This window comes from Planococcus lenghuensis, assembly GCF_001999905.1.
GTDB classification, from domain to species: Bacteria; Bacillota; Bacilli; order Bacillales_A; family Planococcaceae; genus Indiicoccus; species Indiicoccus lenghuensis.
Genome location: NZ_CP019640.1, coordinates 2,147,567 through 2,163,977 on the forward strand (window position 1 = coordinate 2,147,567; position 16,411 = coordinate 2,163,977).

13 protein-coding genes and 1 riboswitch are annotated in these 16,411 nt (G+C 45.9%); of the genes, 2 read left to right on the forward strand and 11 right to left on the reverse strand.

The features are described from left to right. Window positions 1–488 precede the first annotated feature (488 nt). The 8 genes from B0X71_RS11105 to cobA form a co-directional block, all read right to left on the reverse strand. A complete protein-coding gene (locus tag B0X71_RS11105) occupies window positions 489–977 on the reverse strand; it encodes a hypothetical protein (protein ID WP_077589468.1) in 489 nt (162 codons plus the stop codon). Between the two features lie 323 nt (window positions 978–1,300). After that, complete coding sequence (locus B0X71_RS11110) at window positions 1,301–2,572, reverse strand: dicarboxylate/amino acid:cation symporter (RefSeq protein WP_408634146.1); 1,272 nt, start codon at window positions 2,570–2,572, stop codon at window positions 1,301–1,303. An 80-nt stretch (window positions 2,573–2,652) separates the two neighbouring features. Beyond that, complete coding sequence (locus tag B0X71_RS11115; protein WP_077589470.1) at window positions 2,653–3,873, reverse strand: threonine synthase; 1,221 nt, start codon at window positions 3,871–3,873, stop codon at window positions 2,653–2,655. Between the two features lie 132 nt (window positions 3,874–4,005). After that, window positions 4,006–5,721: an assimilatory sulfite reductase (NADPH) hemoprotein subunit gene (cysI, locus tag B0X71_RS11120; protein ID WP_077589471.1), complete on the reverse strand. Its 1,716-nt coding sequence runs from the start codon at window positions 5,719–5,721 to the stop codon at window positions 4,006–4,008. Window positions 5,722–5,751: 30 nt separating this feature from the next. Beyond that, a complete protein-coding gene (locus tag B0X71_RS11125; protein WP_077589472.1) occupies window positions 5,752–7,590 on the reverse strand; it encodes an assimilatory sulfite reductase (NADPH) flavoprotein subunit in 1,839 nt (612 codons plus the stop codon). A gap of 56 nt (window positions 7,591–7,646) precedes the next feature. Further along, window positions 7,647–8,444, reverse strand: a complete 798-nt coding sequence (locus tag B0X71_RS11130; protein ID WP_077589473.1) for a uroporphyrinogen-III synthase — start codon at window positions 8,442–8,444, stop codon at window positions 7,647–7,649. Window positions 8,445–8,477: 33 nt separating this feature from the next. Further along, complete coding sequence (locus B0X71_RS11135; RefSeq protein WP_077589474.1) at window positions 8,478–9,227, reverse strand: sirohydrochlorin chelatase; 750 nt, start codon at window positions 9,225–9,227, stop codon at window positions 8,478–8,480. 24 nt (window positions 9,228–9,251) lie between these two features. After that, complete coding sequence (gene cobA, locus B0X71_RS11140) at window positions 9,252–10,022, reverse strand: uroporphyrinogen-III C-methyltransferase (RefSeq protein WP_077589475.1); 771 nt, start codon at window positions 10,020–10,022, stop codon at window positions 9,252–9,254. A 683-nt stretch (window positions 10,023–10,705) separates the two neighbouring features. Then, a riboswitch (SAM riboswitch) is annotated at window positions 10,706–10,816 on the reverse strand. Window positions 10,817–11,060: 244 nt separating this feature from the next. Here cobA and B0X71_RS11145 point away from each other — a divergent pair. Further along, window positions 11,061–11,675, forward strand: a complete 615-nt coding sequence (locus B0X71_RS11145) for an NAD(P)-binding protein (RefSeq protein WP_077589476.1) — start codon at window positions 11,061–11,063, stop codon at window positions 11,673–11,675. A 253-nt stretch (window positions 11,676–11,928) separates the two neighbouring features. On the opposite strand, the gene B0X71_RS11150 is transcribed toward B0X71_RS11145, so the two are convergent. Genes B0X71_RS11150 through B0X71_RS11160 form a run of 3 tightly spaced genes read right to left on the reverse strand, consistent with a single transcriptional unit; the run spans window position 11,929 to window position 15,500 of the window. Next, window positions 11,929–12,744, reverse strand: coding sequence for a histidinol-phosphatase (locus B0X71_RS11150; protein ID WP_077589477.1), 816 nt, complete (start codon window positions 12,742–12,744; stop codon window positions 11,929–11,931). 12 nt (window positions 12,745–12,756) lie between these two features. Continuing rightward, entirely contained in the window at window positions 12,757–14,343 is a 1,587-nt protein-coding gene (gene serA / locus B0X71_RS11155; RefSeq protein ID WP_077589478.1) for a phosphoglycerate dehydrogenase, read from the reverse strand. Then, window positions 14,340–15,500: a pyridoxal-phosphate-dependent aminotransferase family protein gene (locus B0X71_RS11160; RefSeq protein WP_077589479.1), complete on the reverse strand. Its 1,161-nt coding sequence runs from the start codon at window positions 15,498–15,500 to the stop codon at window positions 14,340–14,342. Before B0X71_RS11160 ends, serA begins: the two co-directional genes overlap by 4 nt. 243 nt (window positions 15,501–15,743) lie before the next feature. On the opposite strand from B0X71_RS11160, the gene B0X71_RS11165 reads away from it, so the two are divergent. Further along, window positions 15,744–16,142, forward strand: coding sequence for a DUF2512 family protein (locus tag B0X71_RS11165; RefSeq protein ID WP_077589480.1), 399 nt, complete (start codon window positions 15,744–15,746; stop codon window positions 16,140–16,142). The last annotated feature ends 269 nt before the right edge of the window (window positions 16,143–16,411 follow it).

Here is a 16,411-nt window from a genome sequence, read left to right on the forward strand (position 1 = left end):
GATGCTGAAAAGAAACTATCTCAACTGCTTCTAGTAGATAGATATTGTGCCATAATGCGAGAAGAGATGTACCATGCACTTTATAATTTGGATAGAGTGCGACGGCTGATCGTATCTTAACGGTATACCGAGAAAGAACTCCACTTCGATGCTTCGAAAGCGATCGAAGTTTATTGAGCAAGCAACAGCTTTCTCGCCTGAAAAAGTGGGAAGCCAGCATAGATCCGCGCGGAATTATGGGAAAGTTGAGTAACATATTCCAAGAGATTTTCAGATTGAACAAAACTTTGAGCGAAAAAACTGAACTTGAAGCGAATGAAGAACAATTCAAAAAAGCTTCAGAGATGGTTTGAGGAACACCTTAAAACACCATGAGCTATTCTGCTAAAAGCAAAGCATTCTGCACGAGAATGCTTTGCTTTTGAAGTTCCTTAAACAGCTGGATGATTCTGCTTGTTTTATGTACCGCGACTCTTCGCCGGAATCCATCAAAAAAAGAAATTCGTTTCCGGTCTATTCTCTTCCCATGTTTTCATCAGTTCTTCATGCATCTCTTTCGCCCGCTCTACCATGAACCAGTCAATGGAATGTCCGGGAGTCGGCATCTTTCGAGAGTGGCGCGCTGCTATTTTTTCATGGTTCCTCCAATGAGGATGAATGACGGTTGACTTGCTGCTATGAAAGACAGCGTATTTAATTTCCTCTATTTCATGCCAAAATACTTTGTTTCCTTTCAGGTCAATTACTATGCCTTCATCATCCCAGTAATATCCCTTGCCTTCTCTTCTTTTTCTCAAAAGGTAAATGCCGTAGCCCATGAAAACAGAGGAAACGATCAAGTTTGCAATAAAGGTGAGAATATTGGTGGAAAACTCTTTCCAATCCACAAACCCCAACAACGAAAGGATAATTACCCCTGTGGAAATAAAGACAACAATAGGAAACCAAGAAATGTTATACATCTTCCCCTGATTCAAAAAAACCCGCCTCCATGAAATCTACGTGTATTCTTAAAATATACTCAGCAGGGAAACAAAACGCTAGTTAATTTTGATGCAAAACTGTACGTAAAAGTGTATTTTTACAGACGAAAAGGAAGACAGATGCTATGGTTGCAGCATTTATCTTCCTTTCAATCCGTATTGAAACAGTTATCGTTTCAGGCACTTCCGGTATGTATGCTGACTGCTGTTCACCGGGTTAAGCCTTCGATAAATGAAATGTAATGATGAAAAATTAAAAAGATAAGAGCCGCATCCCTCCCTTATTGATGGGAAGAATGCGGCTCTTATGGAACGTCTTATTTTGCGTTCAATGCATGGCGTTCGTCCACTCCTGCGCTTTCGAAATCATCGTCTCTTTCTTCTACTGTGGCGTCGGTCCATAATTCGCCTTCAGAACCGGCAACCACGACTGCGGCTGAAGCATCCCCCACAACGTTCACGGTTGTCCGGAACATGTCGAGTATCCGGTCAATACCAGCGACTAATGCAATCCCTTCAAGTGGCATGCCTGCAGCATTCAATACCATGGCCAGCATGATGACTCCTGCCCCCGGCACCCCTGCTGCTCCTATGGAAGCCAGTACAGTAGTCAGTACTACTGCCACAAGTTGCATAATGGAAAGCTCCAAACCGGAGATTTGGGCGATGAACACGACAGCGATACCTTGATAAATAGCGGTCCCGTCCATATTAAGTGTAGCTCCCAATGGAAGGACAAAACTGCTTATTCTCCGGGAAACGCCCAAATTTTCCTGTGTGTTTTTCATGGTTACCGGCAAAGTCCCCGCGCTGCTGCAAGTGCTGAATGCGACTGCCGCAGCCGGTGTGATTCCTTTAAAGAAACGCAAAGGATTCGTTTTACCAAACGTTTTAACTGCCAGTCCATAGATCACTACAGCATGGACGATACAAGCAATGGCAACTGTCAAAATCACTTTTAAGAGTGGCAGCAAGACGGAAAGTCCATATTCACCAACGACCGGTGCCACTAATCCGATAATGCCAAGTGGCGCCAACCACATAATGATACCTGTTATCTTATACATAATTTCGGCAAAACCTTCAAAAAAGCGGTATACAGGCTCTGCAGGCTTTCCGACTAAAGTGATTGCCAAACCAAGGAAAATGGCAAAAAAGATAATTTGTAAAATGCTTCCTGAAGCAAGTGCTGCAAAAGGGTTTTCCGGAATAATATTGAGCAACGTGGCTATTACCCCTTCTGTTTCATTCACTTCCACACTTCCTTCTTCAGGAATACCGATTGTCAGACCTTCGCCTGGTGAAATCAAGAAGGCGAAAGACAAACCGATTGTGACTGCAATCGCGCTTGTCACCAGATAATAAGTTACTGTTTTTAATCCAATTCTGCCTAATTGTTTCGGATCTCCTATGCTGGCGATTCCCACGACTAAAGAAGCGAGAACGAGCGGCGCAATCACGAACTTAATCAGACGCAAAAACAATTCGCCTAACGGCTCGACAACTTCAATCGCTGGACCGAAAATGAGCCCCAAAGTAATCGCTATGGCGAAAGCGACGAAAATTTGGGCCAGCAAATTATCTTTCAATTTCATTGTTTCTCCTCCTTCTGCATAATGCATTTTCGGTCATAGGCAGGTATCCCCTTTAAAACGGACTGCATTTCCTATTAGTTGGATGCGACCTTTATCGAATCATCTTTTTCTAATATCGGGACATCGATATTTACTGTATCCGGGTATTTGATTCCTGCTCCCGTATTCAAAGCCACGACTGTTTCCCCTTCTTTGATCCAGTCCTGTTGCCGCAATTGACGGATCGCAACAAACACAGCGGCGCCTTCCGGGCAAATAAAGGATCCTTCCATCTGTGCGATTCTTTCCTGTTCATCGAGCATATCCTGGTCATCCACGGCAATTGCGCAACCATCTGTTTTATAGACGGCATCCAACACCAAAAAGTCACCTATTGCTTTTGGCACATTGATACCGAAAGCTTGGGTACTCGAATCCGGCCAGAATTCCGATTCACTCTTTTTCTCTTCCCACGCCTTTACAATGGGCGCACAGCCGGTCGCCTGGACAGCGACTAATCGCGGCAATTCGCCTTTAACCCAGCCCAGATTCTTTAATTCATTCAAGGCTTTATAGATTCCGATGAGACCGACGCCTCCTCCGGTAGGATACAAAATGACATCCGGGAATTTCCAACCCATCTGTTCCGCGATTTCCAATCCCATTGTTTTTTTGCCTTCGATCCGGTAAGGCTCTTTCAGTGTAGAAGCATCGTAAAGTCCGAATTCCTTCACGGCTTTTCCGACAATTTTTCCGGCATCACTGATTAATCCATTTACCAAGTAAAGATTCGCTCCTGATAATGCCACTTCGTTTCGGGTGATTTTCGGCGCATCCTGTGGCATGACGATAGTGGATTTCAAGCCAGCTCTCGCGCCGTAGAGCGCCCAAGCAGCCCCTGCATTCCCGTTAGTTGGCATTGCGAATTCCTCGATTCCCACTTCTTTCGCTTTAGAAACGCCGACCGCTGCGCCTCTCGCTTTAAATGTGCCAGTCGGAACAAGCCCTTCATCCTTCATATAGAGCTTTTCAACGCCCATGTCTTTTCCAATCGTCGGCATACTAAGAAGTGGAGTCATTCCTTCTCCTTGGGATACCACGTTTTGTTCGTTCTCGACCGGAAGCATTTCGTGGTATCTCCATAACGTCGGGTTTCGTTTAGCTATATCGTCAGGTGTTACATTCGCTTTTAATTCGTCCCAATCGTATTCCACTAGTAGTGGAGAACCACATGTACATAATTGATGCTGTTGTTTCGTATCGTACTCATTCCCGCATTTCGGGCAATAAAGATGGGAAACATAACTATACTTCAAATTCCTGCACTCCTTTTTGGTTAAGGCTCAATCGATCAAGTTTTTAAATCAGAGAATCTTTAAAACATGCAATCCGTTGACAAACAGAGCCCGAAATTCGCTCCCGGGCATCTATTTGTATGTGTGTTGATATCAGCTATGGAAATTAGTACCGGAAGTGACTTCCGCAACATAGCCTGTCCGGATGACGAAATCGCCGAAACGCTCGTTTTCCTGCCGTTCTTTCGCATAATGGAAAAAGATCGGTTTGAGTGTCCCCAGAATCTCTTCTTCTCCAATATTTTCCCGGTACATTTTGTTCAATCGATCTCCTGCGAAACTGGCGCCTAAATACATATTGTATTTTCCCGGCGCCTTGCCGATAAAGCCGATTTCTCCGAGAGTTGGCCGTGAGCAGTTATTCGGGCAGCCGGACATGCGGATAAGGATCTCTTCTTCCCGAAGACCTGCTTCATCCAAAATATCTTCGATTTTGGTGATTAACGACGGAAGGTAACGTTCTGCTTCGGCCATCGCCAAGCCACACGTCGGTAAAGCGACACATGCCATGGAGTTTCTGCGCAATGCTGAATTTTCTTTTCCATCTGTGAGACCATATTCGCTTATAAGGTTATCTATCTTTTTCTTGTTCTTACTTGTGACATTCGCAATGATGAGGTTCTGGTTGGCGGTCAGCCGAAAATCGCCTGTATGGACATGAGCAATTTCCCGAAGACCTGTCATTAACTTATAATCATCCGTATCTTTCACACGGCCATTTTGGATGAATAGAGTCAGATGCCACTTGCCGTCATTTTCAATCCAGCCGTAACGGTCGCCACTGTGGTCGAAATGATAAGCACGTGGTTCTTCAAGTTTCCAGCCTAATCTTTCGTTCAGTTCCTGTTTCACCCAGTCGAGGCCTTTTCGGTCGATGGTATATTTGAAGCGGGCATTTTTCCGATTAGTGCGGTTGCCATGATCACGCTGAATGGTGATGATTTTTTCTGCCACTTCCGGCACTTTATCAACCGGACAGAAACCGATGACACGTGACAATTGAGGATAAGTTTCCGGCTCTCCGTGTGTCATCCCCAAACCGCCTCCTGCAGTGACATTAAAACCTTGGAGTTTTCCGTCCTCCAAAATGGCAATAAATCCAAGGTCCTGCGAAAAGATATCCACGTCATTGGAAGGCGGGATCGCCACACCAATTTTGAATTTACGCGGCAAGTAAAGAGGCCCATACATCGGTTCCACTTCTTCCGTCTCGCTGCTGTCGACCACTTTTTCTTCGTCCAGCCAAATCTCATGGTAAGCATTGGTTTTTGGCAGCAAGTACTCACTCAGTTCACGGGATATATCGTATACCTCAGCATGGATATCCGACTGATACGGGTTGGAAGTGGACATCACATTCCGGTTGACATCGCCGCAAGCTGCGATCGTGTCCATCAGTGAATTATTCATTTCCTGGAGAGTTTCTTTCATATTCCATTTCAAAACGCCATGCATTTGAAACGTTTGACGGGTGGTCAGTTTCAACGAACCATTTCCGTGGGTGTTCGCAAGCCGGTCCATTGTCAGCCATTGGTGAGGAGTAGCGACGCCTCCCGGAAGCCGGACACGAATCATGAACTGATACGCCGGTTCTAGCTTTTGATGCTTCCGTTCATTTCGTATATCCCTGTCATCTTGCATATAACTGCCATGGAATTTCAGTAATTTCGCATCGGCATCCGGAATAGATGCCGTTAAGGGCTCTTTAAAACTTTCCGCGATCGTCCCCCGCAAATAATCGCTTTTGTCTTTAATGATTTCCATTTCACTGGGCGTGCCATCTATATCAGTCAATCTTTTGGTTGTCATCATCTAACTCCTTCCGCATTTAAAATGCTCTTAGTACACGTCACGCAAATAACGCTTATCGCTGCGCAGGCCGGCAAGATATGCTTCTGCTTCTTCCTGGTTCATATCGCCTTCCTTTTCAAGGATGGACAAAATTGCGGAATGGACGTCTTTCGCCATGTACTTCTCGTCGCCGCACACGTAAATGCAGGCCCCCGCTTCCAGCCATTTATAAAAATCACGGCTTTTCTCCAGCATGCGGTGCTGCACATATACTTTCTCTGCGGAGTCCCGGGAAAAAGCAACATCCATCCGGGAAAGAACCCCATCCTTCAGCCATCTTTGCCATTCCGTCTGGTAAAGGAAGTCCGTCACAAAATGCTGATCGCCAAAGAACAGCCATGAATCCCCTTCTGCCCCTGTTTCCTCCCGTTCTTCCATGAATGCCCGGTAAGGAGCAACTCCTGTTCCGGCCCCGATCATGATAAGCGGTGTGTCCGGGTTTTCAGGAAGCCGGAAACTGTGATTGCTCTGGACGAACACCGGTAACGTGCTGCCGATGTCCGAGCGTTCCGCACATTGTGTGGAACAAACCCCTTTCCGTTGGCGTCCGTTCGCTTCATATCTTACTGCGCCAATTGTCAGGTGCACTTCATCCGGATTCGCTTTCGAGCTGCTCGCAATCGAATAAAGCCGAACCGGTATTTTCCGAAGAACTTTGACGAACTCGGTCACGGGTACTTGCCATGGCCCAAAGTCCTGCGTCAAGTCGATCAAGTCGCGCCCATGGATATAAGCCTGCAATTGTTCTTTATTTTCAGGATCAAGCAACTTGTTCAATTCTTCGTTTTCAGTTAGCTGTGCCACTTTTTCAAGCAGCGGTTTTGACAGGCTGGTAATCTCGAATGTAGAAATTAAAGCATCGCGCAACGACCTGGTCTCTCCTTGTTTATTGATGGCAACCGATTCTTCCGGATTCCATCCTGTCGATTCGATTAACTGATCAACCAGATCCGCCTCGTTTTCAGGGATGATACCAAGGCTGTCACCCGGCTCATATGCCAGATTGGCGCCTTCCAAATCCAGTTCAAGGTGGCGGGTTTCTTTGTTTGATCCCCGACCGTTCAAGTTCAAGTTCTCCAATACTTCTGCGCGGAATGGATTCGTGCGGGAATAAGCCGATGGAGTTTCCACTTCAGTTGATTGATTGGGCTGAGCTGCCTGGCTGCTTGACCGGTTAGCTTCTTTTGATGCGTTCAATACGCTTACTACGCCTTCAAACCACTCTTCTGCCAGCTCTTCAAATTCCAGATCAGCATCCACGCGCGGGTAAATTCTTTCACCACCCAATTCTTCCAAACGTTTATCAAAATCTTTGCCCGTTTGGCAGAAGAACTCATACGAACTGTCACCCAAAGAAAGGACTGAAAATCTAAGGTCATTCAGTTCAGGAGCTCTTTTGCTATGTAAGAAATCGTAAAATGCGATAGCGTTATCCGGCGGATGCCCGTCTCCATGTGTGCTTGTTATGACCAATAAATCTTCCACTTTCTTCAATTCTTTCGGTTTGAAATCGTCCATTGAAAAAAGCGATACTTTGTAGTTCTGCTGAGTCAATTTTTGCGATACGTCTTCAGCGATTGACTGGCAATTGCCTGTATGTGAACCCACTAAAATAGTCACTTCCCGAGTGACTGCAGGCTGTTCCGAAACTTGTGCAATAAAGTCGGCTCCTGCATTGTCCTGGACAGCTCCTGCGACTGCTGATTGTGATGCAGCAAAATATCCGGTCAACCAAATTTTCTGATTCTCTGTCAATGTTGGTAATAAACGATTTAGAATTTCTACTTGTTCTTGATCAAACGGACTGTTCTTTAGCTGCAACTGCAAATTACCCACCTCATAAAAATTATTTTACTATTTCTGCAAAAATTCTATTTGCTTTTCTATTGGTAGTAGCGGTCAACTTTCACCACCATTGCTCCCATTTTCGGACTCTCAGGTTGAAGAACATTCTCAACTCCTTGTTTTTCCAATTCGTGGGCTGTTACTTTTCCAACTGCCACTCCCAATACATTGCCGTTGAAAGCATCGACCAATCGCTGATGATCAGCCTCTTCTGAAAACAGGTTTTTCACTTGTGTCTTGCTCGTAAAAATAAGAGCATCCAACGATCGCTGGAGGATTGCGTGCTCCAACCCCCTTACTACTTCCGGATCGGGCTTCTTATAAGAATAAGGCCGTGATAAGTAAACGGAATGGCCTTTTTCTTCGAGCGCTTTCTTCAACTTATCGTCATCCAAATCGTATGCTTGTATGAAGACACGCTGCGGGCGCTTATCCGCATACTCGGCGGCTAGCACCGTCAGTAACTTCTTCATCGTTCCGTCTTCTGATACGATACTTGCCTGCAGCGAATGAGCTTTCATCCAATTCATGGTCTTACTTCCGCGGACCGCTATATTTGTATGACGGAGTTTTTCAAAAAACAGATCATCCTGGCCAATGGCTATGGCAGACTCGGTTAATGTCTTCGCTCCGATGCCCGTTGTGAAAATCGCCAAATCAAAAGGCTCCGCAAGAAAATCATGTATGTTTTGAGCGCTGATTTGTTCGTTCAATTGCTGCTTTCCTTGAATCGGATAAATCACGGGCGTCCCGCCTTTTTTCTCGATCAGGATGCTGATTTCTTTGGCGCTCCGCACAGCAGCGATTCCAATTTGTTTCCCAGCCAATCCGGTCATGCTTCACTTCCTCTCCTACTGTCTTTCTTTTCGTTATGAGCGGCTTTCTTTCACTTGCAACGTCTCATGGACCCTGTCAGCCAAAGCGTCAACCATCGCAGGATGATTGCCAAGATATTGGCAAAGAATGAATTCCTGGTTTTTGGTTGATAAGCTGTTGATCTTCTTTTCCATGGAGCGCATCAGTAAACCGGTAAACCAAAGATACGGCACTACAATGACTTGCGGTTTTCCGCCTTTGACAGCTTCCTGTAAACCTTCATCGAAAGAAGGGGGACACGCCGCCAAATAACAAGTGTTCACTTTTGAGACAGCCAGTTTCGCCTGTAATTTTCCTGCTATTTCTTCGATGGACCGAGGTATTTCCGGATTACGTCCTCCTCGTCCGACCAGCAGAACAAGCGCATCGGAATGACGAAATGCTTTTGTTTCTTCGATTCGTTCCACTAATATATCCACGATACGGTCCTGCACGCCGAGCGGTTCACCATATTGAAAGCGGACTTGAGGATGGCGCGCCTTCGCTCTGCCAATCTCTTCCGGGATATCCTTATAATAATGACCCGCACTAAGCAACAAGACCGGCACCACAGCAATACGGGTAGCTCCCCGGTCGATAAGGCGCTCGATTCCCTCGGCGATGTCGGGCTCAGCCAATTCCAGAAAACAAATTTCCTGAAGCGCAACATCCACTCGTTGGCGCACCGATTGCATAAATTCGATCGCTTCCCTTCGCGCTTCCTCCACTCGGCTGCCGTGACTCACATATAGTACGCCTTGCATGGTTTCCCTTCCTTTCATTGTCTTTTATATAGAAGAAACGAGTTGCCCTTCGTCGACACGTAATTGTTCATACCATTGCAGTTTTTTCCGCAGTCTGACGACTTCTCCAACCACAATCATGGAGGGGTTTTTCATATCATGGGCTTTTTGGACAATGTCTTCCAATGTTCCCGTGATGGTCCGTTGCCGTTCGGTCGTCCCCCACTCGATCAAAGCGATCGGCGTCCCGGCAAGGAGACCGTGACGGAGCAGACGCTCACATATTTCCGGAAGTTTGCTTACCCCCATATAAATGCAAAGTGTATCCATGCTTTTGACCACATGTCCCCAGTATTCTTCTTGGTCAACACCCACTTTGCTGACTCCGGATATAAAAGCGACAGACGAACTGTAATCCCGATGGGTAACGGGGATGCCTGCATAAGCAGGTGCCGCGATTCCGGCGGAAATTCCAGGTACGATTTCAAATGGGATTTGCTGGTTAGCCAATGCTTCAGCTTCTTCTCCGCCTCTGCCAAAGACAAAAGGATCCCCGCCTTTAAGACGAGTCACGACTTTTCCTTGTAAAGCGAATTTGCAAAGCAAGTCGTTGATATCTTCTTGCTTCAGCGAATGCCTATCCGGACTTTTACCGCAATAGATTAGTTCAGCATGGTCTTTTGCTTCGTTCAATAATTCCTGATTGATTAGACGATCGTATAAAATGACATCGGCTTGTTGGATCGCCTTCAAGCCCTTCACCGTGATCAAGTCAAGGTCGCCAGGACCTGCACCGACTAAATAAACTTTTTTCATAAGCTTTTCAGACTCCTTTTTGATCAAAAACGGTCATTATGCCATTCCCTGATCGATGATTTTTTCGTTTTATTTGATTTGTTATTTTGGCGAACCGGTAACTCTCGTATGAAGTCGTCACTCTATTTTTCGGAATTAATTTACTCTAGATGAGCAAATTTAAATCTACATTTCCCCTAAAATAAAGGTTCTTACGCAGTATTGGTGAAGGCATAAATAATATTCGTTTTTACAGGAAAAATCGCTTCAGACGAACGCTTTCGGGCCCACAGGAAAGGCAGAAGTACATGGTTTTTCTTCGCCACGCGAGACCCTGGAGGATGCAGCGCGATTCGGAGCGGCCCGCGGACGATGGACGAGAATCCGTAGCGGCAAAGCCGCTAGCATTTCCTGACCCGCTTGTAGCGCCCCCGCCTGGCGCGATTTCTTCCATTTACAGAAAGCAGCTATCGTTTGTAAGCTCCTTTAGAGACCGCAAGACTACGTAAATGGAGTAATCTGTAATTAAATTTGCTCGTTAAGAGTAATTTAGTTATTCATGAGCCGTTAACTTGGAATAGAACTTTCTTTTTAAACTTCTTTTCAACCGACTGACCTTCCGTTCCTAATACAATCATTGGAATTTTCCCCAAAAATAAAAGAACCTTCTTGACAAGAAGAAGGTTCCGGAAAGCAAAACGTTCTTCCTATCTTCTAGACGCAGTGAAACGCCTATTGGAGTTAGCACCGTTCCTTTTACCAGGATGGTTGCTGAGACATCGCAGGGCCAATCCCTCCGTCTCTCTTGATAAGAATACATATGAATTTGTAAGTTGATTGGAAAATTCAATTTCATTCAGTATATAGTTTACTATTCCGAGTGTCAAACTAAGATTTAATGTTTCTAACATCCTGTAAAACAGAATCGTCTTTCTATAAAAAAATTACTTTCTCAAAGACAGTTATTTCTGTAAAAACTAAAAGAATGGACTTTTTTTGGTACTATGGAAGGAATAAGACGATACTGAACTTAAAACTCAAGTTGAGGAGATTTTTCCAATGACCGTTATTCCTTTGATGGTAGATTTAACAAATAAAAAAGTTGTTATAATCGGGGGTGGACGCATCGCCAAAAGAAAAGTGGAAAGCTTGCTGAACAGCGGAGCTGAATTGACAGTCGTAAGCCCGGACATTCTTCCTGAAATAAATGCTCTCTACTTGGAACAGAAAATACATTGGAAGCAAAAACGGTTCGAATCCTCGGATTTGACGGAAGCTTTCCTGGCTGTTGTTGCTACAAACGACGAAGCGGTTAACGCCGCTGTTATAGAAGCTGCTCCGCCTAACAGTCTGATCAATGCCGCATCGGATGTCATAGCAGGAAATGTTCACTTCCCTGCCCGTTTCCTAAGAGGAAAGTTAACGATTGCCATATCCACCAATGGTGCTAGCCCGATGCTCGCTAAACAAATTAAACAGGAGCTGGAATCCCGCTACGACGAAAATTATGAACAATACGTCGATTTTTTATATGAAGCAAGACAGCTTCTAAAACAAACCAATCTTCCAAGGCACGTAAAAGACGCATACTTGCGTGAGTTTTTATCCCCGTCGTTTTTGCAACCATCGATGCAAAAAGAAGTAATCGTCAAGCTGCGATCATTTTTCAAATAAGCTTTTCCTGTTCTTTTCAAATTTATACTCAAACAATGGCGGACGTTTCAGGAAATTAAAGCTGTGCCTGCGGTAAGCATCCATTGGAAACACATCTTCGCCTAAAATCCACAATTCTTAAGAAAAGTACCTTCAGAAAATAATGCATTCGTAAGAATACATAATATAATTATAGAAAATAACGCTCATTGAACCGCTTCACACAAAAAAATCACCCTGTTTTACACAGGGTGAAAGTTAAATGAATAGTGCTTCACCCTAAAGGCTTTACTTCTCTTTTCCGACTGGTAAAGGTCTGCACTTCCCGATACCCGATGTCTTTTGCCAGTTTAACGGATTGGTCGTACCCGTATCCAACGTGGTCCGGATGATGAGCATCCGATGACAATACGATGGTCACGCCGGCCTCAAAGCATTTTTTCAATAGCAGCGGATCCGGATAAATCTCCCCAACGGTTTTACGTAATCCAGCTGTGCTGATTTCGATGCTCATGTCGGAAGCGGCCAGTGCTTTCACTGCCCGGTCATACTGCGCTTCGACAAACTTGGCGTCGTTTGGTTTATACTTGAATATTTTGATCAAATCAATGTGACCGACGAAATCCGCCGTTCCTGACTGCGCCAATGAAACAATCTGATCGAAATAAGCCTCATAAGCTTCAGCAATATCCCGTTTCTCATACTCTGCCTTGTGTTCCTTCAAGTCGATGCCCCAGTCGCCGATCCAATGAACGGAACCGATGACGTAGTCAAACGGATAGGCATCGATGAATTCATTTATTTCCCGTTCTTTTCCGGGCGTGTAATCCATTTCGATTCCCATTTTCACAGGCAGCCCTTCTTCTTTTGCCTGTTCAAACAGCGAGAGGTAATCCCGAAAGTCCAGTCCGCGGCGGTTATCAATCCACGGATTGGACAGGATCTTACTTGTTTCGTTGAAAAAATAGGCATGCTCTGAAATGCCAAGTTCGTCAATGCCCTGGTTTTTCGCTTGTTTCACATAGTTCTTCAGCCAGTCGACTGTGAATTCGCCGGTTTCGATCATGTGCACATGATAATCCGTCAGCATCTTTATCTCTCCTTAAAGCTCGATTGTTGTCACATCGATGATTTCCGGGACAGCAGCGAGTTCATCCGCCAGCGCCTGTTCCATGTTTTTGTCAACAGACAACAGCATGATGGCGTCCCCGCCGCGTTCTTTCCGGCCCACCTGCATCGTCGCGATGTTCACGTCATTTTGTCCGAGGAACGTCCCGACTTTTCCGATGACGCCGGGCTGGTCGGTATGATGGATGTAAATCATATGACCTGTCGGAATGACATCCACCCGGTACTGATCCACGTTCACCAATTCGATGCGTCCCCCTTCAATCCGCGTACCTGACACAGTACGCGTTTCCTGATTGGTTCTGACTGTAATCGCGATCAAATTGGTGAAGCCGTAGCCCGATGTCGTCTTTTGCTCATTGACCACAATTTCTTTCTGTTTCGCTACATGGAATGCATTCACTTCGTTGATTTGCTGGCCGAGATAATGCTTCAGTATATGTTTGAGAATCAGGCGGGTGAGCGGATCCACGTTCGTATCCTGCAATTCACCTGAATACGTGACTGTAATTTCCGCGATCGCGCCTCGGGAGATCTGGGCCAGAAAAGAGCCTAATTTTTCACAAAGGCTGAAATACGGTTCCAGTTTCTGCAGTACTTCTTTTGATACAGCAGGCATGTTAACCGGATTTTTTGCCGGCTTACCGCTCAGCATATCTGCGATTTCACGGCTGACGTCAACTGCAACCATTTCCTGTGCTTCCACGGTGCTGGCTCCAAGATGCGGCGTTGCAATCACTTCCGGAAGTGCGAGCAATTCATGGTTGATCTGCGGCTCGTTTTCAAAGACATCGAGCGAGGCACCGGCCACCTTACCACCTTGTATCGCTTCAAGAAGTGCATTCTCATCCACCAGTCCACCCCGCGCACAATTCAATACATAGACGCCGTCTTTCATTTGTCCGAATTGCTCATGGCTGATCAGGTGATGGGTCTCTTTTAGAAGCGGTGTATGGACGGTGATGAAATCCGCCTGCTCGAGAACATCTTCCATGGAACCATATTGGATGCCGAGCTTCGCTGCTTTTTCTTCTGTCAGAAACGGATCTGATGCGATGATTCGCATGCCGAATCCCTGCGCCCGCTTTGCCACTTCCCCGCCAATTCGGCCAAAACCGATAATTCCCAGCGTTTTCCGGTACAGCTCCACACCGATGAATGCTTTCCGGTTCCACTCATCCTGTCTCAGTGAATAATAAGCTTGCGGAACCCGACGGGCCATCGCAGCGAGCATAGCCATCGTGTGTTCAGCAGTTGAAATGGTATTACCGTTTGGCGCATTGACGACGACCACGCCATGCTCAGTTGCTGCTGCCAGATCAATATTGTCTGTCCCTACACCGGCGCGCCCGATCGCTTTCAATTTCGTGGCTTTTTCGATCACTTTCCGTGTCACTTGCGTCTGGCTTCTTACTAAAAGCGCATCATATTCGCCGATGCAGTCCAGCAGTTCCTGTTCTGTCATTCCCGTTTTCTTATCTACCTGGATATGTTCGGCATCCAACAATTCCTTAATGCCGTCGTCGCTTAATGGATCACTGACCAATACTTTATAAATCATCGGTTATCCCCTTTCTCGAGTAAAAATACGCGCTGAGCTGCGGCAGTCCCTGTCCCCAGCCGGATATCCGCCCCGATCCGGTCCAAACCGATTTCGAGCATAGTAATTGTCTGGAGGATATCGGCCGGAGAACAATAGCCCATATGGCCGATCCGAAAAATCTGCCCTTTAAGTTGTTTCTGACCGCCTGCCAATGTGAGTGAAAAGGTTTTTTTCACTTCACTGCGAAGCGCTTCAGCGTCAAACGCTGTCGGCCGGATTGCCGTTACTGTCGGCGAACCCGCCTCTTCCGATGTCAGTAAGGGTAACTGCAAAGCATCTGCTGCTGCCCGTATCATCGTCTTCATCAGCCGGTGGCGCTTGTACACATTTTCAAGACCTTCCTCTTCCATAATATTCAGCGCTTCTTCCAATCCGTACAGCAGTGAAACCGCGGGCGTAAACGGTGAAGAATGATCTTGGGCACTTTTTCTGTATTTCAGCAGGTCCAAGTAAAATCGGGGCTGGCTGTTTGCTTCAATGCGCGCCCATGCCCGGTCACTTGCAGCAATGAAAACGAGCCCCGGCGGAAGCATCATCGCTTTTTGGGATCCGGTGATGAGAATATCAATACCCCACGCATCCATTTCCGTCTCTGTACCGCCTATGCACGACACGCCATCTGCGATGACAAGCGCATCGGAAGTTTCGCGGACCGCTTGTGCTATTTCTTCAATCGGGTTTAGGACAGCGGTTGATGTCTCGCAATAAGTTACAAAAACTGCACGTGTGTCGGGATTCTTTTTCAGATATGCTTTTACCGCATCAGGTTTTACCGCTTCTCCCCATGTGACATCGAGCCGGTCTACGTTAAATCTATAGGTCTCACAAATGTCTGTGAACCGCTCACCAAACGCGCCAGTGACAATGACAAGCACTTTTTCTCCTTCTTTCACCGCGTTCACTGCTGCAGCTTCAAGCCCAGCGGTTCCGCTAGCAGCCAGGACCAACACATCTTGCCGGGTGCCAAATACCGGCTGCAGCCGAGGAATCAACCTACCGTATAATTGTTTAAAGTCTCCGCTGCGGTGGCCAATCATCGGCTGAATCATTGCCCGTTCCACACTCGGCGGAATCGGTGTTGGCCCCGGTATCCGTAAAAATTGTTGTTCTTTCATGGTCTGTGGACCTCCTTCTGGTTTTCCTGAATAATAGTCTCTATTGTATAGAAGTTTTCAATGGAATGCCCGTTAATTCTGATTTTTTATTTTTTTATTTATCCTTAAGTAATATAATACTATTATATATTATTACATTTAAACTACAATTATGAAATTTTTGTTATTTTGGGCATGATTCTCAAGAAGACGGGAATGGATTAATACGGACGCAAAGGCACAGCCAAGAGAGGAGGAAATTAAATGGATCACGTTAAAGCGATTCTCATTAAGTTTGTGATGATTGCGGTCGTATTATTAATAGTACTCACATGGATTTTTGATGTTTCCTTCGGCGACACGCTGTGGATCAGCGCAGCGCTGACACTTCTCGCCTATGTTCTGGGCGACTTAGTGATTTTCAGAAAAGCCGGGGATGCTGACGATCAAGGTAAACGGAATATGATTGCTACGGTTTCCGATATTATTCTTGCCTTTTTGATCGTCTGGTTCTTGGGAGATGCCATGGCGGTCAGCAGTGATATCGTAACTGCTGCCATCGTTTCCGCTATCCTCATCGGCGGAGGCGAATGGTTCTTCCATAAGTATCTTGACCGGAACGTATTTGCTGAAAAACATGACCGCGCTGCACAAACCCATTGATGAAGCAATGATTTTTATAAGTGTAACGGGTAAGGTAAGAAGCAGATCCGGCTATTAGAGCCGGATCTGCCTTTTTATAATGGACAGAATTGTCTGTAAATTAAGATCTCAGTCCGCTTCATTTCTTCCGACAAGATGCTGCTGAGATCCGGGGTCATCATATAAAAGCGAGTTTCACAGTTATTACGGGAGTTCAGCCTTTGCTGAAAAGCAAAAACGCCATGAACACGGGGTTCATGGCATAATGTCAGTCGATTAACAGGTTATTG